The organism is Nocardia sp. NPDC049526 (assembly GCF_044465765.1).
GTDB lineage: Bacteria > Actinomycetota > Actinomycetes > Mycobacteriales > Mycobacteriaceae > Nocardia.
Genome location: NZ_JBITMA010000004.1, coordinates 277,819 through 293,373, shown reverse-complemented (window position 1 = coordinate 293,373; position 15,555 = coordinate 277,819). Strand labels below are relative to the sequence as shown.

General features: G+C 65.8%; 14 protein-coding genes. 10 read left to right on the top strand and 4 right to left on the bottom strand.

All coding sequences use genetic code 11. The features are described from left to right. Window positions 1-225: 225 nt before the first annotated feature. Window positions 226-1,239: a Gfo/Idh/MocA family oxidoreductase gene (locus tag ACIBW7_RS14975; RefSeq protein ID WP_397046788.1), complete on the bottom strand. Its 1,014-nt coding sequence runs from the start codon at window positions 1,237-1,239 to the stop codon at window positions 226-228. Window positions 1,240-1,266: 27 nt separating this feature from the next. Continuing rightward, on the bottom strand, window positions 1,267-2,271 hold the full coding sequence (locus tag ACIBW7_RS14970) for a LacI family DNA-binding transcriptional regulator (protein ID WP_397046787.1): 1,005 nt from the start codon (window positions 2,269-2,271) through the stop codon (window positions 1,267-1,269). Window positions 2,272-2,529: 258 nt separating this feature from the next. On the opposite strand from ACIBW7_RS14970, the gene ACIBW7_RS14965 reads away from it, so the two are divergent. The 6 genes from ACIBW7_RS14965 to ACIBW7_RS14940 all read left to right on the top strand — a co-directional run bounded on the left by ACIBW7_RS14965 (window position 2,530) and on the right by ACIBW7_RS14940 (window position 8,846). Continuing rightward, a complete protein-coding gene (locus ACIBW7_RS14965; protein WP_397046786.1) occupies window positions 2,530-3,447 on the top strand; it encodes a TIM barrel protein in 918 nt (305 codons plus the stop codon). A gap of 10 nt (window positions 3,448-3,457) precedes the next feature. Beyond that, the gene (locus ACIBW7_RS14960; protein ID WP_397046785.1) at window positions 3,458-4,465 is read left to right on the top strand and encodes a sugar ABC transporter substrate-binding protein; all 1,008 of its coding nucleotides are present in this window, start codon (window positions 3,458-3,460) and stop codon (window positions 4,463-4,465) included. 13 nt (window positions 4,466-4,478) lie between these two features. Beyond that, on the top strand, window positions 4,479-5,531 hold the full coding sequence (locus ACIBW7_RS14955; RefSeq protein ID WP_397046784.1) for an ABC transporter permease: 1,053 nt from the start codon (window positions 4,479-4,481) through the stop codon (window positions 5,529-5,531). Continuing rightward, complete coding sequence (locus ACIBW7_RS14950; RefSeq protein WP_397046783.1) at window positions 5,528-6,364, top strand: ATP-binding cassette domain-containing protein; 837 nt, start codon at window positions 5,528-5,530, stop codon at window positions 6,362-6,364. The genes ACIBW7_RS14955 and ACIBW7_RS14950 overlap by 4 nt, the downstream gene beginning before the upstream one ends. Next, window positions 6,361-8,217: a 3D-(3,5/4)-trihydroxycyclohexane-1,2-dione acylhydrolase (decyclizing) gene (gene iolD, locus ACIBW7_RS14945; protein ID WP_397046782.1), complete on the top strand. Its 1,857-nt coding sequence runs from the start codon at window positions 6,361-6,363 to the stop codon at window positions 8,215-8,217. The genes ACIBW7_RS14950 and iolD overlap by 4 nt, the downstream gene beginning before the upstream one ends. Before the next feature lie 425 nt (window positions 8,218-8,642). Beyond that, window positions 8,643-8,846 (top strand): cold-shock protein, encoded by a 204-nt coding sequence (locus ACIBW7_RS14940; protein WP_040693519.1) that lies wholly within the window; start codon window positions 8,643-8,645, stop codon window positions 8,844-8,846. Between the two features lie 66 nt (window positions 8,847-8,912). On the opposite strand, the gene ACIBW7_RS14935 is transcribed toward ACIBW7_RS14940, so the two are convergent. Continuing rightward, a complete protein-coding gene (locus ACIBW7_RS14935; RefSeq protein ID WP_397046781.1) occupies window positions 8,913-9,557 on the bottom strand; it encodes a dihydrofolate reductase family protein in 645 nt (214 codons plus the stop codon). Between the two features lie 104 nt (window positions 9,558-9,661). Between ACIBW7_RS14935 and ACIBW7_RS14930 the strand changes: the two genes are divergently transcribed. Continuing rightward, window positions 9,662-10,153 carry a winged helix-turn-helix transcriptional regulator gene (locus ACIBW7_RS14930; RefSeq protein ID WP_397046780.1) on the top strand — a complete coding sequence of 164 codons (492 nt, stop codon included), beginning with the start codon at window positions 9,662-9,664 and terminating at the stop codon, window positions 10,151-10,153. 21 nt (window positions 10,154-10,174) lie between these two features. On the opposite strand, the gene ACIBW7_RS14925 is transcribed toward ACIBW7_RS14930, so the two are convergent. After that, window positions 10,175-10,570: a DNA polymerase beta superfamily protein gene (locus ACIBW7_RS14925; RefSeq protein ID WP_397047079.1), complete on the bottom strand. Its 396-nt coding sequence runs from the start codon at window positions 10,568-10,570 to the stop codon at window positions 10,175-10,177. A 7-nt stretch (window positions 10,571-10,577) separates the two neighbouring features. Here ACIBW7_RS14925 and ACIBW7_RS14920 point away from each other — a divergent pair, with 7 nt between their 5' ends. The 3 genes from ACIBW7_RS14920 (at window position 10,578) to ACIBW7_RS14910 (ending at window position 15,526) form a co-directional block, all read left to right on the top strand. Then, window positions 10,578-12,077 (top strand): hypothetical protein, encoded by a 1,500-nt coding sequence (locus tag ACIBW7_RS14920; RefSeq protein ID WP_397047078.1) that lies wholly within the window; start codon window positions 10,578-10,580, stop codon window positions 12,075-12,077. 671 nt (window positions 12,078-12,748) lie between these two features. After that, entirely contained in the window at window positions 12,749-14,347 is a 1,599-nt protein-coding gene (serA, locus tag ACIBW7_RS14915) for a phosphoglycerate dehydrogenase (protein WP_397046779.1), read from the top strand. A gap of 171 nt (window positions 14,348-14,518) precedes the next feature. After that, window positions 14,519-15,526, top strand: a complete 1,008-nt coding sequence (locus tag ACIBW7_RS14910; RefSeq protein ID WP_397046778.1) for a 3-isopropylmalate dehydrogenase — start codon at window positions 14,519-14,521, stop codon at window positions 15,524-15,526. The last annotated feature ends 29 nt before the right edge of the window (window positions 15,527-15,555 follow it).

Genomic DNA, 15,555 nt, shown 5'->3' with positions numbered 1-15,555 from the left:
TGAGCCCACGACGGCCACCGTCGCAGAAGCACCGAATTACACGCGACCAGGCCGAGAACGGTATTGCCGCAGCACCTCTTGGCGAGGTCACCGCCCGAGCGCCTCGCCGGATCAAGATCATGGGGAACTGGTGGCGGTCCTACTCGGGCGATGCCGCCATGGATTCCCCGTGATCGTCGGTCCAGTTGGCTGGGACCTGGTGCGGCTGGTACCGAGGCGGGTCGGTCAGCGGCGGACTTCGGTCAGGGCAACTGGCCGATTTTTGTGTCGTGAAAGTTCGCATGCCTCAGCGATATAGAACGCCTCGAGTGCGTCGGCGGGTGTGCAGGGGTTGGCGAGTTCGCCGGATAGCACGGAGAGGAACGCCGCGAGTTCGTCGGTGTAGGCCCGACGGAAGCGTTCCATGAAGCCGGGGTAGGCGGGGTATGGCGAAGGTGCATAGTCGGGTTCGACGGAAGTCAACGGTGACCGGTCGTCGAGTCCGACGATGGCGTTGCCGCGGGAGCCGAGGGCTTCTAGTCGGACGTCATAGCCTGCGCCGTTGTAGCGGCCGAGGGAGACTGTGGCCAGAGCGCCGTCGTCCAGGCGCAGCAGCACCGCTGCGGTGTCCACATCGCCCGCGTCGGCGAAGAATTGTTCGCCGCGGTTGGCTCCGGTTGCGTAGATCTCCACTACCTCGCGCCCCGTCACCCACCGGATGATGTCGAAATCGTGGACCCCACAGTCCCGGAACAAACCTCCGGAGCGGGGGATGTATTCGGCCGGTGGGGGTGTGGGGTCGAGGGTCGTGGCGCGCAGGGTGTGTAGCCAGCCGAGTGAACCGGAGACGATGGCATCCCGGGCGGCGCGGTAGCCGGCGTCGAAGCGTCGTTGGAAGCCGATTTGGACTGGGACGGTGGAGTTTTGGATGTGGTCGATGACGGAGAGGGTGCCTTGGATGTCGGCGGCTACCGGCTTTTCGCAGAAGACGGGGATGCCCGCGTCGACGGCGCGGATGATGAGTTCGGGGTGGGAGTCGGTGGCGGTCGCGATCACAAGGCCGTCGAGGGGTGCGGCGAGTAAGGCATCTATATCGGAGACGGCTTGAACGCCGAGCTTTCCCGCGGCGGCTCGGGCGCGTTCGGCGTCGGCGTCCGCGACGATGACGGTGTCGACACCGGGAAGGTGTGTGAGCGTTTCGGCATGGGAGGTGCCAATGCGGCCGACGCCGGCCAGGCCCACGGTGAGTGCAGATGTCATCGGCTCTCCTTCTGGCGAAATAGCGGTTCAGTCGCGTGGCGCCGCGGTCGTCGCGCGCACAACCAGGGCGGGTTCCAGACGGCGGCGCACGGCTTCGGTGCGACCGTCGCGCAGCCGTTCGACGAGCGCTTCGATTGCCAAGCGGCCCATCTGAATTCGCGGCTGATCGATGGTGGTCAAGGAAATATGGCGCAGCGCGGCCAGTGAGGTGTTGTCGTAGCCGACGACCGAAACATCTCGCGGCACCGAAAGTTCGGCCTCTTCCAGTGCCGACATCGCACCGACGGCGTTGAAGTCGTTGCCGCACACCAGTGCGGTGGGAAAGTTGTCGCGGGAGAACAGGTTCAGCAGCTTCTGGACTGCGGCGATACCCCCGGAGTCGGTGTGCTCGCTGGCAATGATCATGGGCTCCAACCCATTTCGCGCCATCGCGGCGCGGTAGCCGCGACGGCGCGAGGCCGAAGTGAAGGCTCCGCCGCCGTCGAGATGCACGATCCGGCGGTGGCCGAGCGAGACCAGATGATCCACGGCGAGTGCGGCGCCGAGCTCGCCATCGTCATTGACGGTATCGACGTCGGCAATGGTCGAACTGCGCGAAATGAGCACGATCGGGCACTTCTCGGCGGCGTTGCGGATGGCCGCCACCGGCAGTACGGGTGAGAGCAGGATGATGCCGCCAGGGTGGAAGGACAGCAGGCTCTCCAGTGCGGTGCGCTCACGGGCGGCACTGCGGCGTCCGGTATTGAGGATCAACTCCACGCCCGCGTGCTGAGCGGCTGCGTCCATACCGTCCACCACATCTGCGAAGAACGCATTGCGCAGGTCGGAGACCATGACGCCGATGATGTTCGAGGTCCGGCTGGCCAGCGACCGAGCCATGATGTGCGGCTGATAGCCCAGATCCTTCGCGGCTGCCAGCACCGCGCGGCGACGATGTTCGCTGACCTTGGGGGAGTTGCGCATGACGAGGGAGACCAGCGCGCGGGACACACCGGCGCGGGCGGCGACATCCTCCATGGTCGGTCGCGCCATATCGCCTCCGTTCCGCATCCACCGTGCTCTGCAGTGTCGGACGTTACAAGGTCGGCCAGGGCTATTCAATAGAGCGCTCTAATCCGACATTTTTCCCAGCGCGAGCGCAGGTATTTCCGCTGGATGTTCCAATTATCGCAGGTAGCGGCGATAAAACAGCGACCGATGCAGTACTTGACACAGTATGACCTGCGTTACATAGTTGGAGCGCTCCAATAGCGCCATACGTCGATCGACACCGAAGGTCGGAGAGCCCGGATGACCCAACCTCGCTATCCGCTGCGCATCGCGGCCGCACCGATCTCCTGGGGAGTCTGCGAAGTTCCCGGCTGGGGTCATGTGCTCGATGCGCGGACCGTCCTCACCGAGATGGCCGCCCTCGGCATCTCCGCGACGGAACTGGGCCCACCCGGCTACCTACCGCAGAACCCAGCCGAATTGCGCTCGCTGCTAGATGATTTCGACATCACCTCGGTCGGTGGCTTTCTGGCCCTCCCGCTGCACCGCGACGCCGAGCGGGCAATCGAGACCGCCCGCGAGAACGCCGCGCTGTTCGCCGCGACGGGCGCGGAGGTGATCGTCCTCGCGGCCGCGACCGGCCTGGCCGGATACGACACGCGCCGAGCGCTTTCCGACGAAGAGTGGCGGACCCTGATCGAAACCGCCGCCGCCATCCGGAATGTCGCCGCCGAATTCGGACTGCGCACCACCCTGCATCCCCACGTCGGCACCCTCGTCGAGAGCGAAGCCGAAGTCGACAGGTTCCTCGCCGATTCCGATCTCGACCTCTGCCTGGATACCGGCCACCTGCTCATCGGCGGCACCGATCCGGTGCGCCTCGCAACGCGCTATCCAGAACGCATCGGACATATCCACCTCAAGGATGTGCGCAACGCCATCGCCGACCGAGTGCGCAGCGGCGCAATGGAATACAGCGACGCCGTCCGCCGCGGCATCTACGTTCCGCTCGGCGAGGGCGATATCGACATCGAGGCCCTGGTGCGCAGCGTGCACGCCGCAGGCTACCGCGGCTGGTATGTCATCGAACAGGACACGGCATTGCGTCCCGGCGATTCGGCAGAACAGCCGAGCCGCGACGCCGCCCGCAGTCTGATCCACCTCGCGGGCATAGATGCCGCGCTGGGCTCACCCCGATCCCCTTGGGCCCGAATCTAGATGGGAAGTGATGACAACGATGTCGCTCGAAGTACGCACGGCATGGTGGCGGCGATCCCGCCGCGTGCTGCCGTGGCTGGCCGCGGCCAGCCTCCTCGCCGCGTGCACCGGGCCGGGTGCGGATGTTCCGGCACCGACCCAATCCCCGGTCGCCCAGGGCAAATTGGGCTCCGTCGCGGTGGTGACCCACGGCAGCCCCGGCGACGCCTTCTGGAATGTCGTCAAGAACGGCGCGGAGGCAGCGGGCAAGGACCTCGGTGTCCGCGTCGAATACAACTCCTCGGGCGATCCCGGCCAGCAGGCCAAACTCATCGATAACGCTGTCGCGCAGGGCGTGGACGGTCTCGTCGTATCAATGGCGAACCCGGAGGCATTGCGGCCCTCGATCGAAAAAGCCGTCGCGGCGGGCATTCCGGTGGTGACCATCAATTCGGGCGAGAGCGAGAGCGCCGAATTCGGTGCGATCGGCCATGTGGGACAAAGCGAAACGTTGGCTGGACAGTCCGCGGGTAAGCGCCTCGCCGACGCCGGCCGCAAGAAGCTGCTCTGCGTGATCCACGAGGCGGGCAATATCGGTGCCAATCAGCGCTGTGACGGCGCGACCAAGGCCTTCGGCAACGGCACCACGTTGCAGGTGGATATCAACAATCCCACCGACGCCCAGTCCCGCATCAAGGGCGCATTGGAGGCGGATAGGTCCATCGACGCCGTGCTGACGCTGAATTCACAGGTCGCCGCCCGCGCGGTGGACGGGGTGAAGGAATCGCAGTCGTCCGCGACGGTCGCGACCTTCGACCTGAATACCGATGTGGTCGAGGCGATTCGGGCGGGCAAGCTGCTGTTCGCCGTGGACCAGCAGCAGTACGAGCAGGGCTATCTGCCGATTGTCCTGCTGCAGCTGTATCGGACGAATCTGAACTCGGTCGGTGGTGGCGCACCGGTGCAGACGGGTCCCGCCTTCGTCGACAAGAACAATGTCGAGGCCGTGGCGGCCCGCGTGGCACTGGGCATGCGCTGAGGGAGTGGATGAAATGACTATTGCCACAAAACCTTCCGAGGTCACTCCGAGCACTCCGCCGGACGGACCGTCGCTCTTCCAGCGGATGGTGGTGCGACCGGAGATCGGCGCGCTGCTGGGTGCCGCGCTCGTCTTCGCGCTTTTCTCGATCATTACCGACCGCTTCCTCAGCCCGCTCGGCATCGCGACCTGGCTGGACGATTCGTCCACGCTCGGCATCATGGCGGTCGCGGTGGCGCTACTGATGATCGGCGGCGAATTCGACCTGTCTGCCGGTGTCATGACCGCTTCCACCGCACTGGTCACCGCATTGCTCGCGGTGCACGCGGGTTGGAATGTCTGGCTCGCGCTCTTGGTTTCGCTGCTGTTCGCGCTCACGGTCGGTGCGTTCAACGGCTGGCTCGTGATGCGAACGGGGTTGCCGAGTTTCATCGTCACTCTCGGCACTTTCCTTGCGCTGCAAGGCCTCGATCTCGGCGTGACCCGCCTGGTCACCGGAACCGTTCAGGTGTCGGGTATTCGCAGCGCCGACGGGTACACCTCGGCAGGCTGGGTCTTCGCCTCGACACTCGATATCGGCGATACGCACCTGCAGGCATCGGTCGTATGGTGGGTGGTGCTCACCGCGATCGCCGCACTTGTCTTGGTGCGCACCAAGTTCGGCAACTGGATCTTCGCGGTGGGCGGTGCGCTGCCGAGCGCGCGGGCCGTCGGCGTCCCGGCCGATCGGACGAAGATCGTGCTCTTCATGACCACTGCCTTCGCCGGATGGGTCGTCGGATCCTGCAGCATCCTCCGGTTTTCCAGCGTGCAGGCGAATCAGGGCGTCGGGCTGGAACTGCACTACATCATCGCGGCCGTGGTCGGCGGCTGCCTGCTGACCGGCGGATTTGGTTCGGCGATCGGCGCCGCGATCGGTGCGCTGATCTTCGGCATGGCGCGGCAGGGCATCGTCTTCGCCGGATGGGACAGCGACTGGTTCATGCTGTTCCTCGGCGTGCTGCTGCTGGCCGCGGTGTTGGTCAACAACATATTCAAGAAGCGAGCCGAAAGGGTACGCCGATGAACAAAGCATCGCCTAGCGATTCGATGAGGGGTGGTGGTCGGGTGACGGGTGGGCAACCCTTGATCGAAGCGATCGACATCGGCAAGAGCTACGGCGGTGTCGTCGCACTGCGCGACGTCTCGACCGTGGTGAATGCGGGACAGGTCACCTGCGTCCTCGGCGACAACGGTGCGGGCAAGTCGACGCTGATCAAGATTCTCGCCGGCGTGCATCAGCACGATCGCGGGAAACTGAAGCTGGACGGCCTGCCGACTCGATTGTCCTCGCCCCGTGCGGCTTTGGACCACGGCATCGCGACCGTCTACCAGGATCTCGCGGTGGTGCCGCTGATGAGTGTCTGGCGCAACTTCGTACTCGGCTCCGAACCGACCGTCGGATACGGTCCGCTGCGACTGCTCGACCGACGTAAGGGCCGCGAAATCGCACGGGAGGCACTGGCGGACATGGGGATCGAGATCCGCGATATGGAACAGCCGGTCGGCACACTGTCGGGTGGGCAACGCCAGTGCATCGCGATCGCCAAGGCGGTGCACTACGGGGCCAGAGTGCTCATCCTCGACGAACCGACCGCAGCCCTGGGCGTGAAACAGGCCGGTGTCGTACTGAAATACGTCGTGCAGGCGCGAGATCGCGGGCTCGGGGTCATTCTGATCACCCACAACCCGCACCACGCATATCCGGTCGGCGACCGCTTCCTGCTGCTCAAACGCGGTGCGATGCTCGGCTCGTACGAGAAGTCGGAGATCGACCTGCCGGAGCTCACACGGCAAATGGCCGGCGGCGCCGAATTGGACGCGCTGCAGCACGAATTGCAGCGCGTGGTGACGCCGTGAAGCTGACTACGGCGCAGGCCCTGGTCGGCTGGCTGGTCGCCCAGCATTCGGAGACCTTCGACGGGCGTGAAGTACCGTTGTTCCCAGCCGCTTTCGCGATATTCGGGCACGGCAATGTGCTCGGCCTCGGCACCGCGTTGTCCGAGCGTCGTGATGAAATTCCGGTCTGGCGCGGGCATACCGAACAGGGGATGGCACTGGCGGCCATCGGCCTGGCCAAGGCGACCCACCGCCGTCAGGTCGGAATCGCGACGTCCTCGATCGGGCCCGGCGCGCTGAATATGGTGACCGCCGCCGGCGTCGCCCATGCGAATCGTCTTCCGCTGCTGCTGCTTCCCGGGGATACCTTCAGCAGTCGCGCGCCGGATCCGGTGCTGCAACAGGTCGAACACTTCGGCGACCCGACCATTACCGTCAACGATGCATTCCGCGCGGTGAGCCGCTACTTCGACCGCATCACCCGCCCGGAACAACTCATCGCAACCCTGCCCCAGGCGGCCCGGGTACTGACCGATCCGGCCGATGTGGGCCCGGTGACACTGGCACTGCCACAGGATGTCCAGGCCGAGACCTACGATTTCCCCGCTGCCCTGTTCGAGCCGGTCGTACACCGAATCACGCGTTCGCGCCCCGACTCGCGGGTCGTGGCCGAGGCGGCACGGGCACTGCGATCGGCCCGACGTCCGCTGCTGGTCCTCGGCGGCGGTGTGCGTTATTCGGGTGCGGGTCGGCTGGTACTGGAATTCGCGGAGCGGCACGAGATTCCGATAGCCGAGACGACCGCTGGCCGCACCCTCGTACCGCACGACCACCGGTTGTATGCCGGTCCGCTCGGCGTAACCGGCTCCGCATCCGCCAATGCCGCAGCCGCACAGGCGGATCTGGTGTTGGCCATCGGCACCCGATTACAGGACTTCACCACTGCGTCCTGGACCGTCTTCGCGCCCGACGTACGGTTGATCACCATCAACACGGCCCGGTTCGACGCGGTGAAGCACGGCGCGCTCGCGGTCGTGGGTGATGCCGCCGTGTCGGTGTCGGAATTGGCTGCGCTCCTGGTCAATTGGCAGGTGGATGCCGCATGGTCCGACCGTGCGGAAGGGCTTCGCACCACCTGGGACGCCCACATCGACAAGCTGCGCGCGCCGACACCGGGTACCCCGAGTTACGCCCAAATCGTCGGCGTCGTCAACGAATTGAGCGCACCGGACGACTACGTCATGACTGCTGCGGGCGGTATGCCCGGCGAGTTGATCGGCGGCTGGCGGGCCACCGGCACCGTGCCCACCATGGACGTCGAGTACGGATTCTCCTGCATGGGTTATGAACTCGCGGGCGCCTGGGGTGCGGCCATGGCGCATGTGCACGGCCTGGTCACCACCATGCTCGGCGACGGCTCCTATCTGATGCTCAACTCCGAACTGTTCTCCGCTGCCTTCGCGGGCCACCGATTCGTCGCGGTCGTCTGCGATAACGACGGCTACGCGGTGATCGCCCGGCTCCAGGAGGGGCAGGGCGGTGACCCTTTCAACAACTTCTACGCCGACTGCCGCACCAACCACCCACAACCGCCCCGTGTCGACTTCGCAAGCCACGCAAGATCATTGGGCTGCGCGGTATTCACCGCGACCGACCTGACCGAGTTCCGCGGCGCATACTCGCGGGCCAGGGCAGCGGCATTGAGCGAATCCCGTCCGGCCGTAGTGATCGTGCGCACCCAGCCGTCCGCCTGGACCGATGCGGGCGCGTGGTGGGAGGTCGGTGTGCCGGAGCACTTGGCGGGCCGCGCGGCGTACGACGAGGCCAAGGCGGCGCAGGTGCGTTACCTGGACAGAGCCGAATCAGCGGAGTAGTCGGGCGTGAAATTCCATCAATATGACGATCGCGTGTCACACTTGGTCACGGTCGCATAACTGAAAACCGACCACTTAGTGCACATTCGAGTCCGAAGTCGCGTATTTTCTTTACGAATTCTTAGCTTCGGTCCGACGTCCGTGTCCGGTGTGGTTGCTGGGATTCCGGCGGTGTCCGCGCGGATAGCCGAAAGTGTGCGCTGACCGGCCGATCTATGCGCCGCGAACGCTTTATGCTCAGGATAGCCAGCCCTTCGCAACCGGTGTTGCGTCCGCCGCCGCGGCGCTGCGCCAACGTCGGCTTGCTCACAGTTGCCACTGCTGGATGTGGCCGAATTCGTCGGATGATGGCATTGTTGATCGAGAGATCGGGCTTATCGAAGTGATCTGCTCGGCTCATCAACAGGAAGTAAGAAGTAAAGAACATGGCTCAAGGCAGTGTGAAGTGGTTCAACAGCGAGAAGGGCTTCGGCTTTATCGCTCAAGACGGAGGCGGCCCTGACGTCTTCGTGCATTACTCGGCCGTTTCCGGCTCGGGTTTCCGGTCCCTCGAAGAGGGCCAGCGCGTGGAGTTCGAGATCGGCCAGGGCCAGAAGGGTCCGCAGGCCCAGGACGTCCGCGCTATCTGATCAAGCGTGACTTAGGAGGCTCGCACCCGGCAGGGGGTGCGGGCCTCTCGTCGTTTCGGGGGATATTCAGGCGGCCTTGGTGAAGGTGACGTGGGTGACCGCGGGGGAGTGCGCCACCGAGCTGATCTGGTAGCCCGGCAGGGCGCCGAGATCGTCGTAGAGCCGCTCGCCCGCGCCGAGCAGAATCGGGACTACCGCGAGATGCATCTCGTCCACCAAACCGGCGCGCAGGAACTGCCGGATCGCCGATGAGCCGCCCGCGAGTCGTACATCCTGACCGTCCGCGGCCTTGCAGGCTTGGCGCAGAACCTCTTCCGGCGTTTCGTTCACGAAATGGAACGTTGTGCCACCCGTCATCGGCAGCGATGGTCGCGTGTGATGGGTCATCACGAAAGTGTCGTGGTGGTAGGGCGGGTTGTCGCCCCACCAACCCTGCCATTCGTGATCGGCCCACGGGCCGCGGATCGGGCCGAACATGTTGCGCCCCATGATCGTTGCGCCGATACCGGCATCGCCCGCGACCAGGAAATCGTTGTCCACGCCGGTCTCGCCGGTGTCCGCGCCGTCCATCTGGTGTCCGTAGCGCGTGGCCCACACCCAGTCGTGCAGCCGCAGCCCGCCCTCGCCGAGCGGATTCTCGGGTCCCTGATTCGGTCCGGCGATGTAGCCGTCGAGCGATATCGCGATGTTGTGTACGCGCAACTTGGCCATGATTCTCTCTTCTCGATCTGATTGCATTTTGCAATCGCTTGTGGACAGCCTAAGGGCAACTGGTTGTAGAATGCAAGCAGAAATTTCCACGGAAGGAGCGCCGCATGCGCGACGAGGGACGTTCGGGCTGCCCGATCAACGCGACCATCGAGGTGATCGGCGATCGATGGACGCTGCTGGTCCTGCGCGACGTGATGTTCGGCAATCGCCGCCACTTCCGCGAGCTGCTCGCCGGATCGGAGGAGGGGATCGCGTCCAATATCCTGTCCGACCGGCTCAAGCGCCTCGTTGCGGCCGGGCTGCTCAGTCGCGAGGACACCCGGCCCGGTCAGAAGGCCGAGTACCGGCTCACCGAGCCCGCGATTCAACTGGTGCCGATCATGGCGCAGTTGGGCGCGTGGGGGCTGCGGCATCGCCCGACGACGAAACGCCTGCGCGTACGCGCCGAACTCCTCGAGGAGGGCGGGCCACAGCTCTGGGCCGAGTTCATGGACGAACTGCGCGAGTCGCACCTCGGGACTCCGCGTCCCGATCCGGACGCACCGACCGCCACCGACCGGTTGGCGCGCGCATATGCCGCCGCGGTCGCCGAGTGACGCAGAGCTGATCCGCCCGCGCTACCGCCCTTCTTCGGCCGCCAGGACTTCCTTGCGGAAGAAGCCGGCGGTCACCGCGCGAGCCCGATCCGTGTCCCGGTCGCGCGTCTTCGGGAAAGCATCTGTCGCACGGTCGAATTCGGCCGCGATGAACTCCTCGATCGGGGCCGGCACCGCGCCGCTACCCATTTCACGGGTGCGCGACTTCAGCTCGGTCAGCTCGGCGATCGCCGAAACCAGCTCGCCGGGCAACTCGCACTGCTCCAGCAGCGATGCCAGATGCATCGGCGCCACTGCCGCATCGGGATGTTCACGCAGCCAACGCAAGGCCATCGCGGGCCGCAGCGAATAATTCGGCCGGGACCAAGCGGACCAGCCGTTTTCGTACTGCCGCGACGACTGAGGGTGTGTGACGATGAGCGTCGTGCCGGACTGGACTTATCACCCGCTGCGCCCGATGGCGAATGCCCTGGTCGGGGAGCGTCGCGCACAACTATTGGCCTTGCGGTTGCTGTCGGGTTTGATCGCATTGCCGGGTGGCGGGCGAGCGATCGAGCGCGTTTTCGCCCACCCGCAGTTGCCCGCCGAATGGGCCCAGCGATTCGGCGCGCGGGTTCCGGTCGAGGTCGTGCGGCATGCCATCCGGGTGCTGCCGGTGCAGGGCGCTGCAATCATCGAGGTCGGGCCGGTGGGCCGGGACGATATCGCGGCAGTGCGTGCCGCCGTCCTCGATCGCCGGTGCCGGGTCATCGCGCTGGTCGACGACCCGGAGGTGGGCGCGGAACTCGAGCCGCACGTCGATCAGGTGATCGTCGGCGAACCCGCCGATCGGCACTATCTGACCGAACCCGATATCGCCGCCGCGGTGACGGCCCTGGCCGACTCCGCCGCCATCGTGCTCGCGACTCCGGCGGTGCTGATCGCCGCCGGACCCAGCTGGTTCAACCGTGTCATCGAGGCCGCGCAACCGACCGCTCTGCCGCCGCCGACCCTGCGCGACGTTCCGCTGGACCCACGTCGGTGGCCTGCGTGGTGCTGGGGCCTGCTGGTCGGCATCGGCATGATTGTCGCCGGAATCGGGGCGGCGGCAATCACTTTGGGGCCCGTGCTGCTCTGGTACGACCGCGACTACCTCGGCACGGATGTGGACGGACTGCACGAAATCAACCACCACCTGGTGCATTTCCTGCAGCATGATCGAATCACCATGGCGGGCAATATGATCGCCATCGGCGTGCTGTACGCCGGCCTGGCCTGGGGCGGCATACGGCTGGGGCGCGTCTGGGCTCGCGACGCGTATCTGCTCTCCGGGCTGATCGGATTTCCGACGCTGTTCTACTTCCTGGCGATCGGCTTCGTCGAGCCACTGCACGTCACCGCGGCGGCGGTGCTGTTCCCGATGTTCCTGCTCGCGGTGTGGCGCAAGCCGACCACGCCACATTGGACGGTGCCGCCGGAGTGTCCCGAGTGGATCAGGCGGCGCGCGCTGGTGGGCCAGCTGCTGCTGGTCGCGACCGGGGTGGGCGTATTCATCGGCGGCGTCGTCATCTCGACCGTCGGACTCACCTTCGTATTCGTGCCGACTGATCTCGAGTTCATGCACACCGATGCCGCCACGCTGGAAGCCGCCAACGCGCACCTGCTGCCGTTCATCGCTCATGACCGGGCCGGGTTCGGCGGCGCGCTGATGGCGACGGCGGTGGCGATCGTGCTGCTCGGACTGTGGGGTTGGCGACAGGGCGAGGCATGGGTGTGGTGGGCGCTGCTCGGTGCGGCCGTCGCCGGTTCGGCCGGTGCGCTGGTCATCCACTTCTTCATCCACTACACCGCGTTCGTCCATCTGCTCCCGGTGTATTTCGGTAGCGCCATGCTTGCCGTCGCGCTGATCTTGGCGCGCCCGTATCTGATGTATCGCGCCGACTAATACCGCTGACTCGCGATATCGCGGCAGTGCCGGTCTGCTGTGTCCGAAAGTTGCCGGGTTCCGGAAGGCCTATCTCGGATAGATCTCAGGTCGTGTCGCATATTTTTTCAGAGATCTCTCAGAAATCTTCCTTTGCGGAGCTAATTACAGCTCGAAAAGGCGCTCCCGACCTGCATTTATGAGCATATGGCCTGATCAGAGATGTGCTGGTCGGTTGTCCAGATCACAATGAATTGCAATATGTAGTCTGCGTCACAATCCGCCAGAATTCCGTAACCGTATTTGTGCATGCCCCGATGTGCCATGTGTCAGCCAGTTCGACTGGATTTGTTTTCGACGAAGAGGAAATTTCATGATCCCCGTTATCATCGACACCGGTTCCGCGGCTCTGGACGGCCTGTTCTCCACCGGTAGCGCTGCTCTGCACGGTATTTTCAACACCCTGTGGACGGGTTCGTTCGGCGGCTGATAGCGCTGTCTCGGTCGATAGTTTCGACCGCGCGGACGCCGCTGTGACGGCGTACGACGAGGCAAGGCCTCGCACCGTTGGTGCGGGGCCTTCCTTCATGTTGAGGCACCCGCCTACCGGGGGGTAGGCCGCGGCGGATTCCGGCCAACTAAGCTGGAGCGCGGTAATTGCCGACCCCCTTTCCTCCCAGGAGTACCCCACAGTGAGCCAAGCAGGCCGTCCTGTTGTTCTGATCGCCGACAAGCTCGCCCAGTCGACCGTCGACGCGCTCGGTCACGGTGTCGAGGTCCGCTGGGTCAACGGCCCCGACCGTCCCGCGCTGCTGGCCGCGGTGCCCGAGGCGGACGCCCTCCTCGTCCGCTCGGCCACCACCGTCGACGCCGAGGTGCTCGAGGCCGGGAAGAACCTGAAGATCGTCGCCCGCGCTGGCGTCGGCCTCGACAATGTCGATGTGCCCGCGGCCACCGAACGCGGCGTCATGGTGGTCAACGCGCCCACCTCCAACATCCACACCGCCGCCGAGCACGCCGTCACGCTGCTGCTGGCCGCGGCCCGCCAGATTCCGGCCGCCGATGCGACCCTGCGCGAGCGCACCTGGGCGCGCAGCAAGTTCAACGGTGTCGAGATCTTCGACAAGACCGTCGGTGTGGTCGGCCTCGGTCGCATCGGCCAGCTGTTCGCCGCGCGTCTCGCCGCCTTCGAGACCAAGGTGATCGCCTACGACCCCTACGTCTCCCCGGCCCGCGCCGCCCAGCTCGGCATCGAGCTGCTGCCCCTGGACGAGCTGCTCGAGCGCGCCGACCTGATCTCGGTGCACCTGCCGAAGACCCCGGAGACCAAGGGCATCATCGGCAAGGAAGCCATCGCCAAGACCAAGCCGGGCGTCATCATCGTCAACGCCGCACGCGGCGGGCTCGTCGATGAGCAGGCGCTCGCCGACGCCATCAAGTCGGGTCACGTGCGTGCCGCCGGTCTGGACGTATTCGACACCGAGCCGTGCACCGACAGCCCGCTGTTCGACCTGCCGCAGGTCGTGGTGACCCCGCACCTGGGTGCGTCCACCGCCGAGGCACAGGACCGCGCCGGCACCGATGTCGCCAAGTCCGTACTGCTGGCCCTGGCCGGTGAATTCGTGCCGGGTGCGGTGAATGTCACCGGTGGCACCGTCGGTGACGAGGTCGCGCCGTGGCTGGAGATCGTGCGCAAGCAGGGCCACCTGCTCGGTGCGGTGTCCAACGAGCTGCCGGTCAGCGTCGAGGTGCAGGTGCGCGGCGAGCTGGCCGCCCAAGATGTTGCGGTGCTGGAGCTTTCGGCGCTGCGCGGCATCTTCTCCGCGCTGGTCGAGGACCAGGTCACCTTCGTCAACGCCCCCGCGCTGGCCAAGGACCGCGGCATTACCGCCGAGGTCACCAAGGTTTCGGAGAGCCCGAGCCACCGCAGCGTCGTCGACCTGCGCGCGGTCTTCGGCGACGGCAGCACGCTGAATGTGGCGGGCACGCTGACCGAGCCGCAGCAGGTGCAGAAGATCGTCAACATCAACGGCCGCAACTACGACATGCGTGCCGAGGGCCTGAACCTGGCCGTGCTGAACTACGACGACAAGCCGGGCGCGCTCGGCAAGATCGGCACCAAGCTCGGTGAGGCGGAGATCGACATCCTCGCCGCACAGCTGAGCCAGGATGTCGACAAGGAGGGCGCGACCGTGGTTCTACGTGTGGCCCGCGAAGTTCCCGCCGACGTCCAGGCCGCGATCGCCGAATCCGTCGGTGCGGCCAAGATCGTCCTGGTCGACCTGTTCTGACCACCACCGGCGCCGCGTACGTCGACCGTGCGCGGCGCCGTCACATGTGCCGGGCATGACATGTCACGCCGCGCACGGTGACTGCCGGGCTGCGCTGTCTGCCCGGCAGCGGCGTGCGGTGCGGGACGAAGTACGGTGGCGGTCGGCAATACTGAACGGAGCCTTGTTGTTATGAAGCTTGCTGTTATCGCTGGTGATGGGATCGGCCCCGAGGTCATCGCGGAGGCGCTCAAGGTGCTCGACGTGGTGCAGCCGGGCGTCGAGAAGACCGAATACGATCTCGGCGCGCGGCGCTACCACGCGACCGGTGAGATCCTGCCGGATTCGGTGCTGCCGGAGCTGAAGCAGCACGATGCGATCCTGCTCGGTGCGATCGGCGACCCGTCCGTGCCCAGCGGTGTGCTCGAGCGCGGACTGCTGCTGCGCACCCGGTTCGCGCTGGATCATCACGTCAACCTGCGACCGTCGAAGCTGTACCCGGGCGTGACCAGTCCGCTCGCGGGCAATCCGGATATCGACTTCGTGGTCGTGCGCGAGGGCACCGAGGGCCCCTACACCGGCACCGGCGGCGCGATCCGGGTGGACACCCCGCACGAGGTCGCCACCGAGGTCAGCACCAATACCCGCTTCGGCATCGAGCGCGTCGTCCGCTACGCCTTCGCCAAGGCGCAGGCCCGGCGCAAGCACCTGACGCTGGTGCACAAGAACAATGTGCTGACCTTCGCCGGTTCGCTGTGGCAGCGCACGGTCAACGAGGTCGCGGCGGAGTTCCCGGAGGTGCAGACCGCCTACCAGCACATCGATGCCGCCACCATCCACATGGTCAACGACCCGGGCCGCTTCGATGTGATCGTCACCGACAACCTCTTCGGTGACATCATCACCGACCTCGCGGCAGCGGTCAGCGGCGGAATCGGCCTCGCGGCCAGCGGCAATATCGACGCCTCCGGAACCAACCCGAGCATGTTCGAGCCGGTGCACGGCAGTGCCCCCGATATTGCGGGGCAGTCCAAGGCCGATCCGACCGCCGCGATTCTGTCGGTGTCGTTGCTGCTCAACCACCTCGGAAACACCGAAGGCGCCGCTCGCATCGAAGCGGCGGTCGCCAAGGATCTCGTGTCGCGTAGCGGCGCGGCCTCGACCGTCGAGATCGGAGATCGGATCGCCGCGGCGGTCTGACCTGTTCTACCTGACGGCCCGCGCTCGAG

Coding starts and splice junctions, on each gene's coding strand:
- ACIBW7_RS14940 (WP_040693519.1), top strand. CDS start 8,643: ATGGCTCAAGGCAGTGTGAAGTGGTTCAACAGCGAGAAGGGCTTCGGC.
- ACIBW7_RS14930 (WP_397046780.1), top strand. CDS start 9,662: ATGCGCGACGAGGGACGTTCGGGCTGCCCGATCAACGCGACCATCGAG.
- ACIBW7_RS14970 (WP_397046787.1), bottom strand. CDS start 2,271: ATGGCGCGACCGACCATGGAGGATGTCGCCGCCCGCGCCGGTGTGTCC.
- ACIBW7_RS14950 (WP_397046783.1), top strand. CDS start 5,528: ATGAACAAAGCATCGCCTAGCGATTCGATGAGGGGTGGTGGTCGGGTG.
- ACIBW7_RS14965 (WP_397046786.1), top strand. CDS start 2,530: ATGACCCAACCTCGCTATCCGCTGCGCATCGCGGCCGCACCGATCTCC.
- ACIBW7_RS14955 (WP_397046784.1), top strand. CDS start 4,479: ATGACTATTGCCACAAAACCTTCCGAGGTCACTCCGAGCACTCCGCCG.
- ACIBW7_RS14910 (WP_397046778.1), top strand. CDS start 14,519: ATGAAGCTTGCTGTTATCGCTGGTGATGGGATCGGCCCCGAGGTCATC.
- ACIBW7_RS14960 (WP_397046785.1), top strand. CDS start 3,458: ATGACAACGATGTCGCTCGAAGTACGCACGGCATGGTGGCGGCGATCC.
- ACIBW7_RS14975 (WP_397046788.1), bottom strand. CDS start 1,239: ATGACATCTGCACTCACCGTGGGCCTGGCCGGCGTCGGCCGCATTGGC.
- ACIBW7_RS14935 (WP_397046781.1), bottom strand. CDS start 9,557: ATGGCCAAGTTGCGCGTACACAACATCGCGATATCGCTCGACGGCTAC.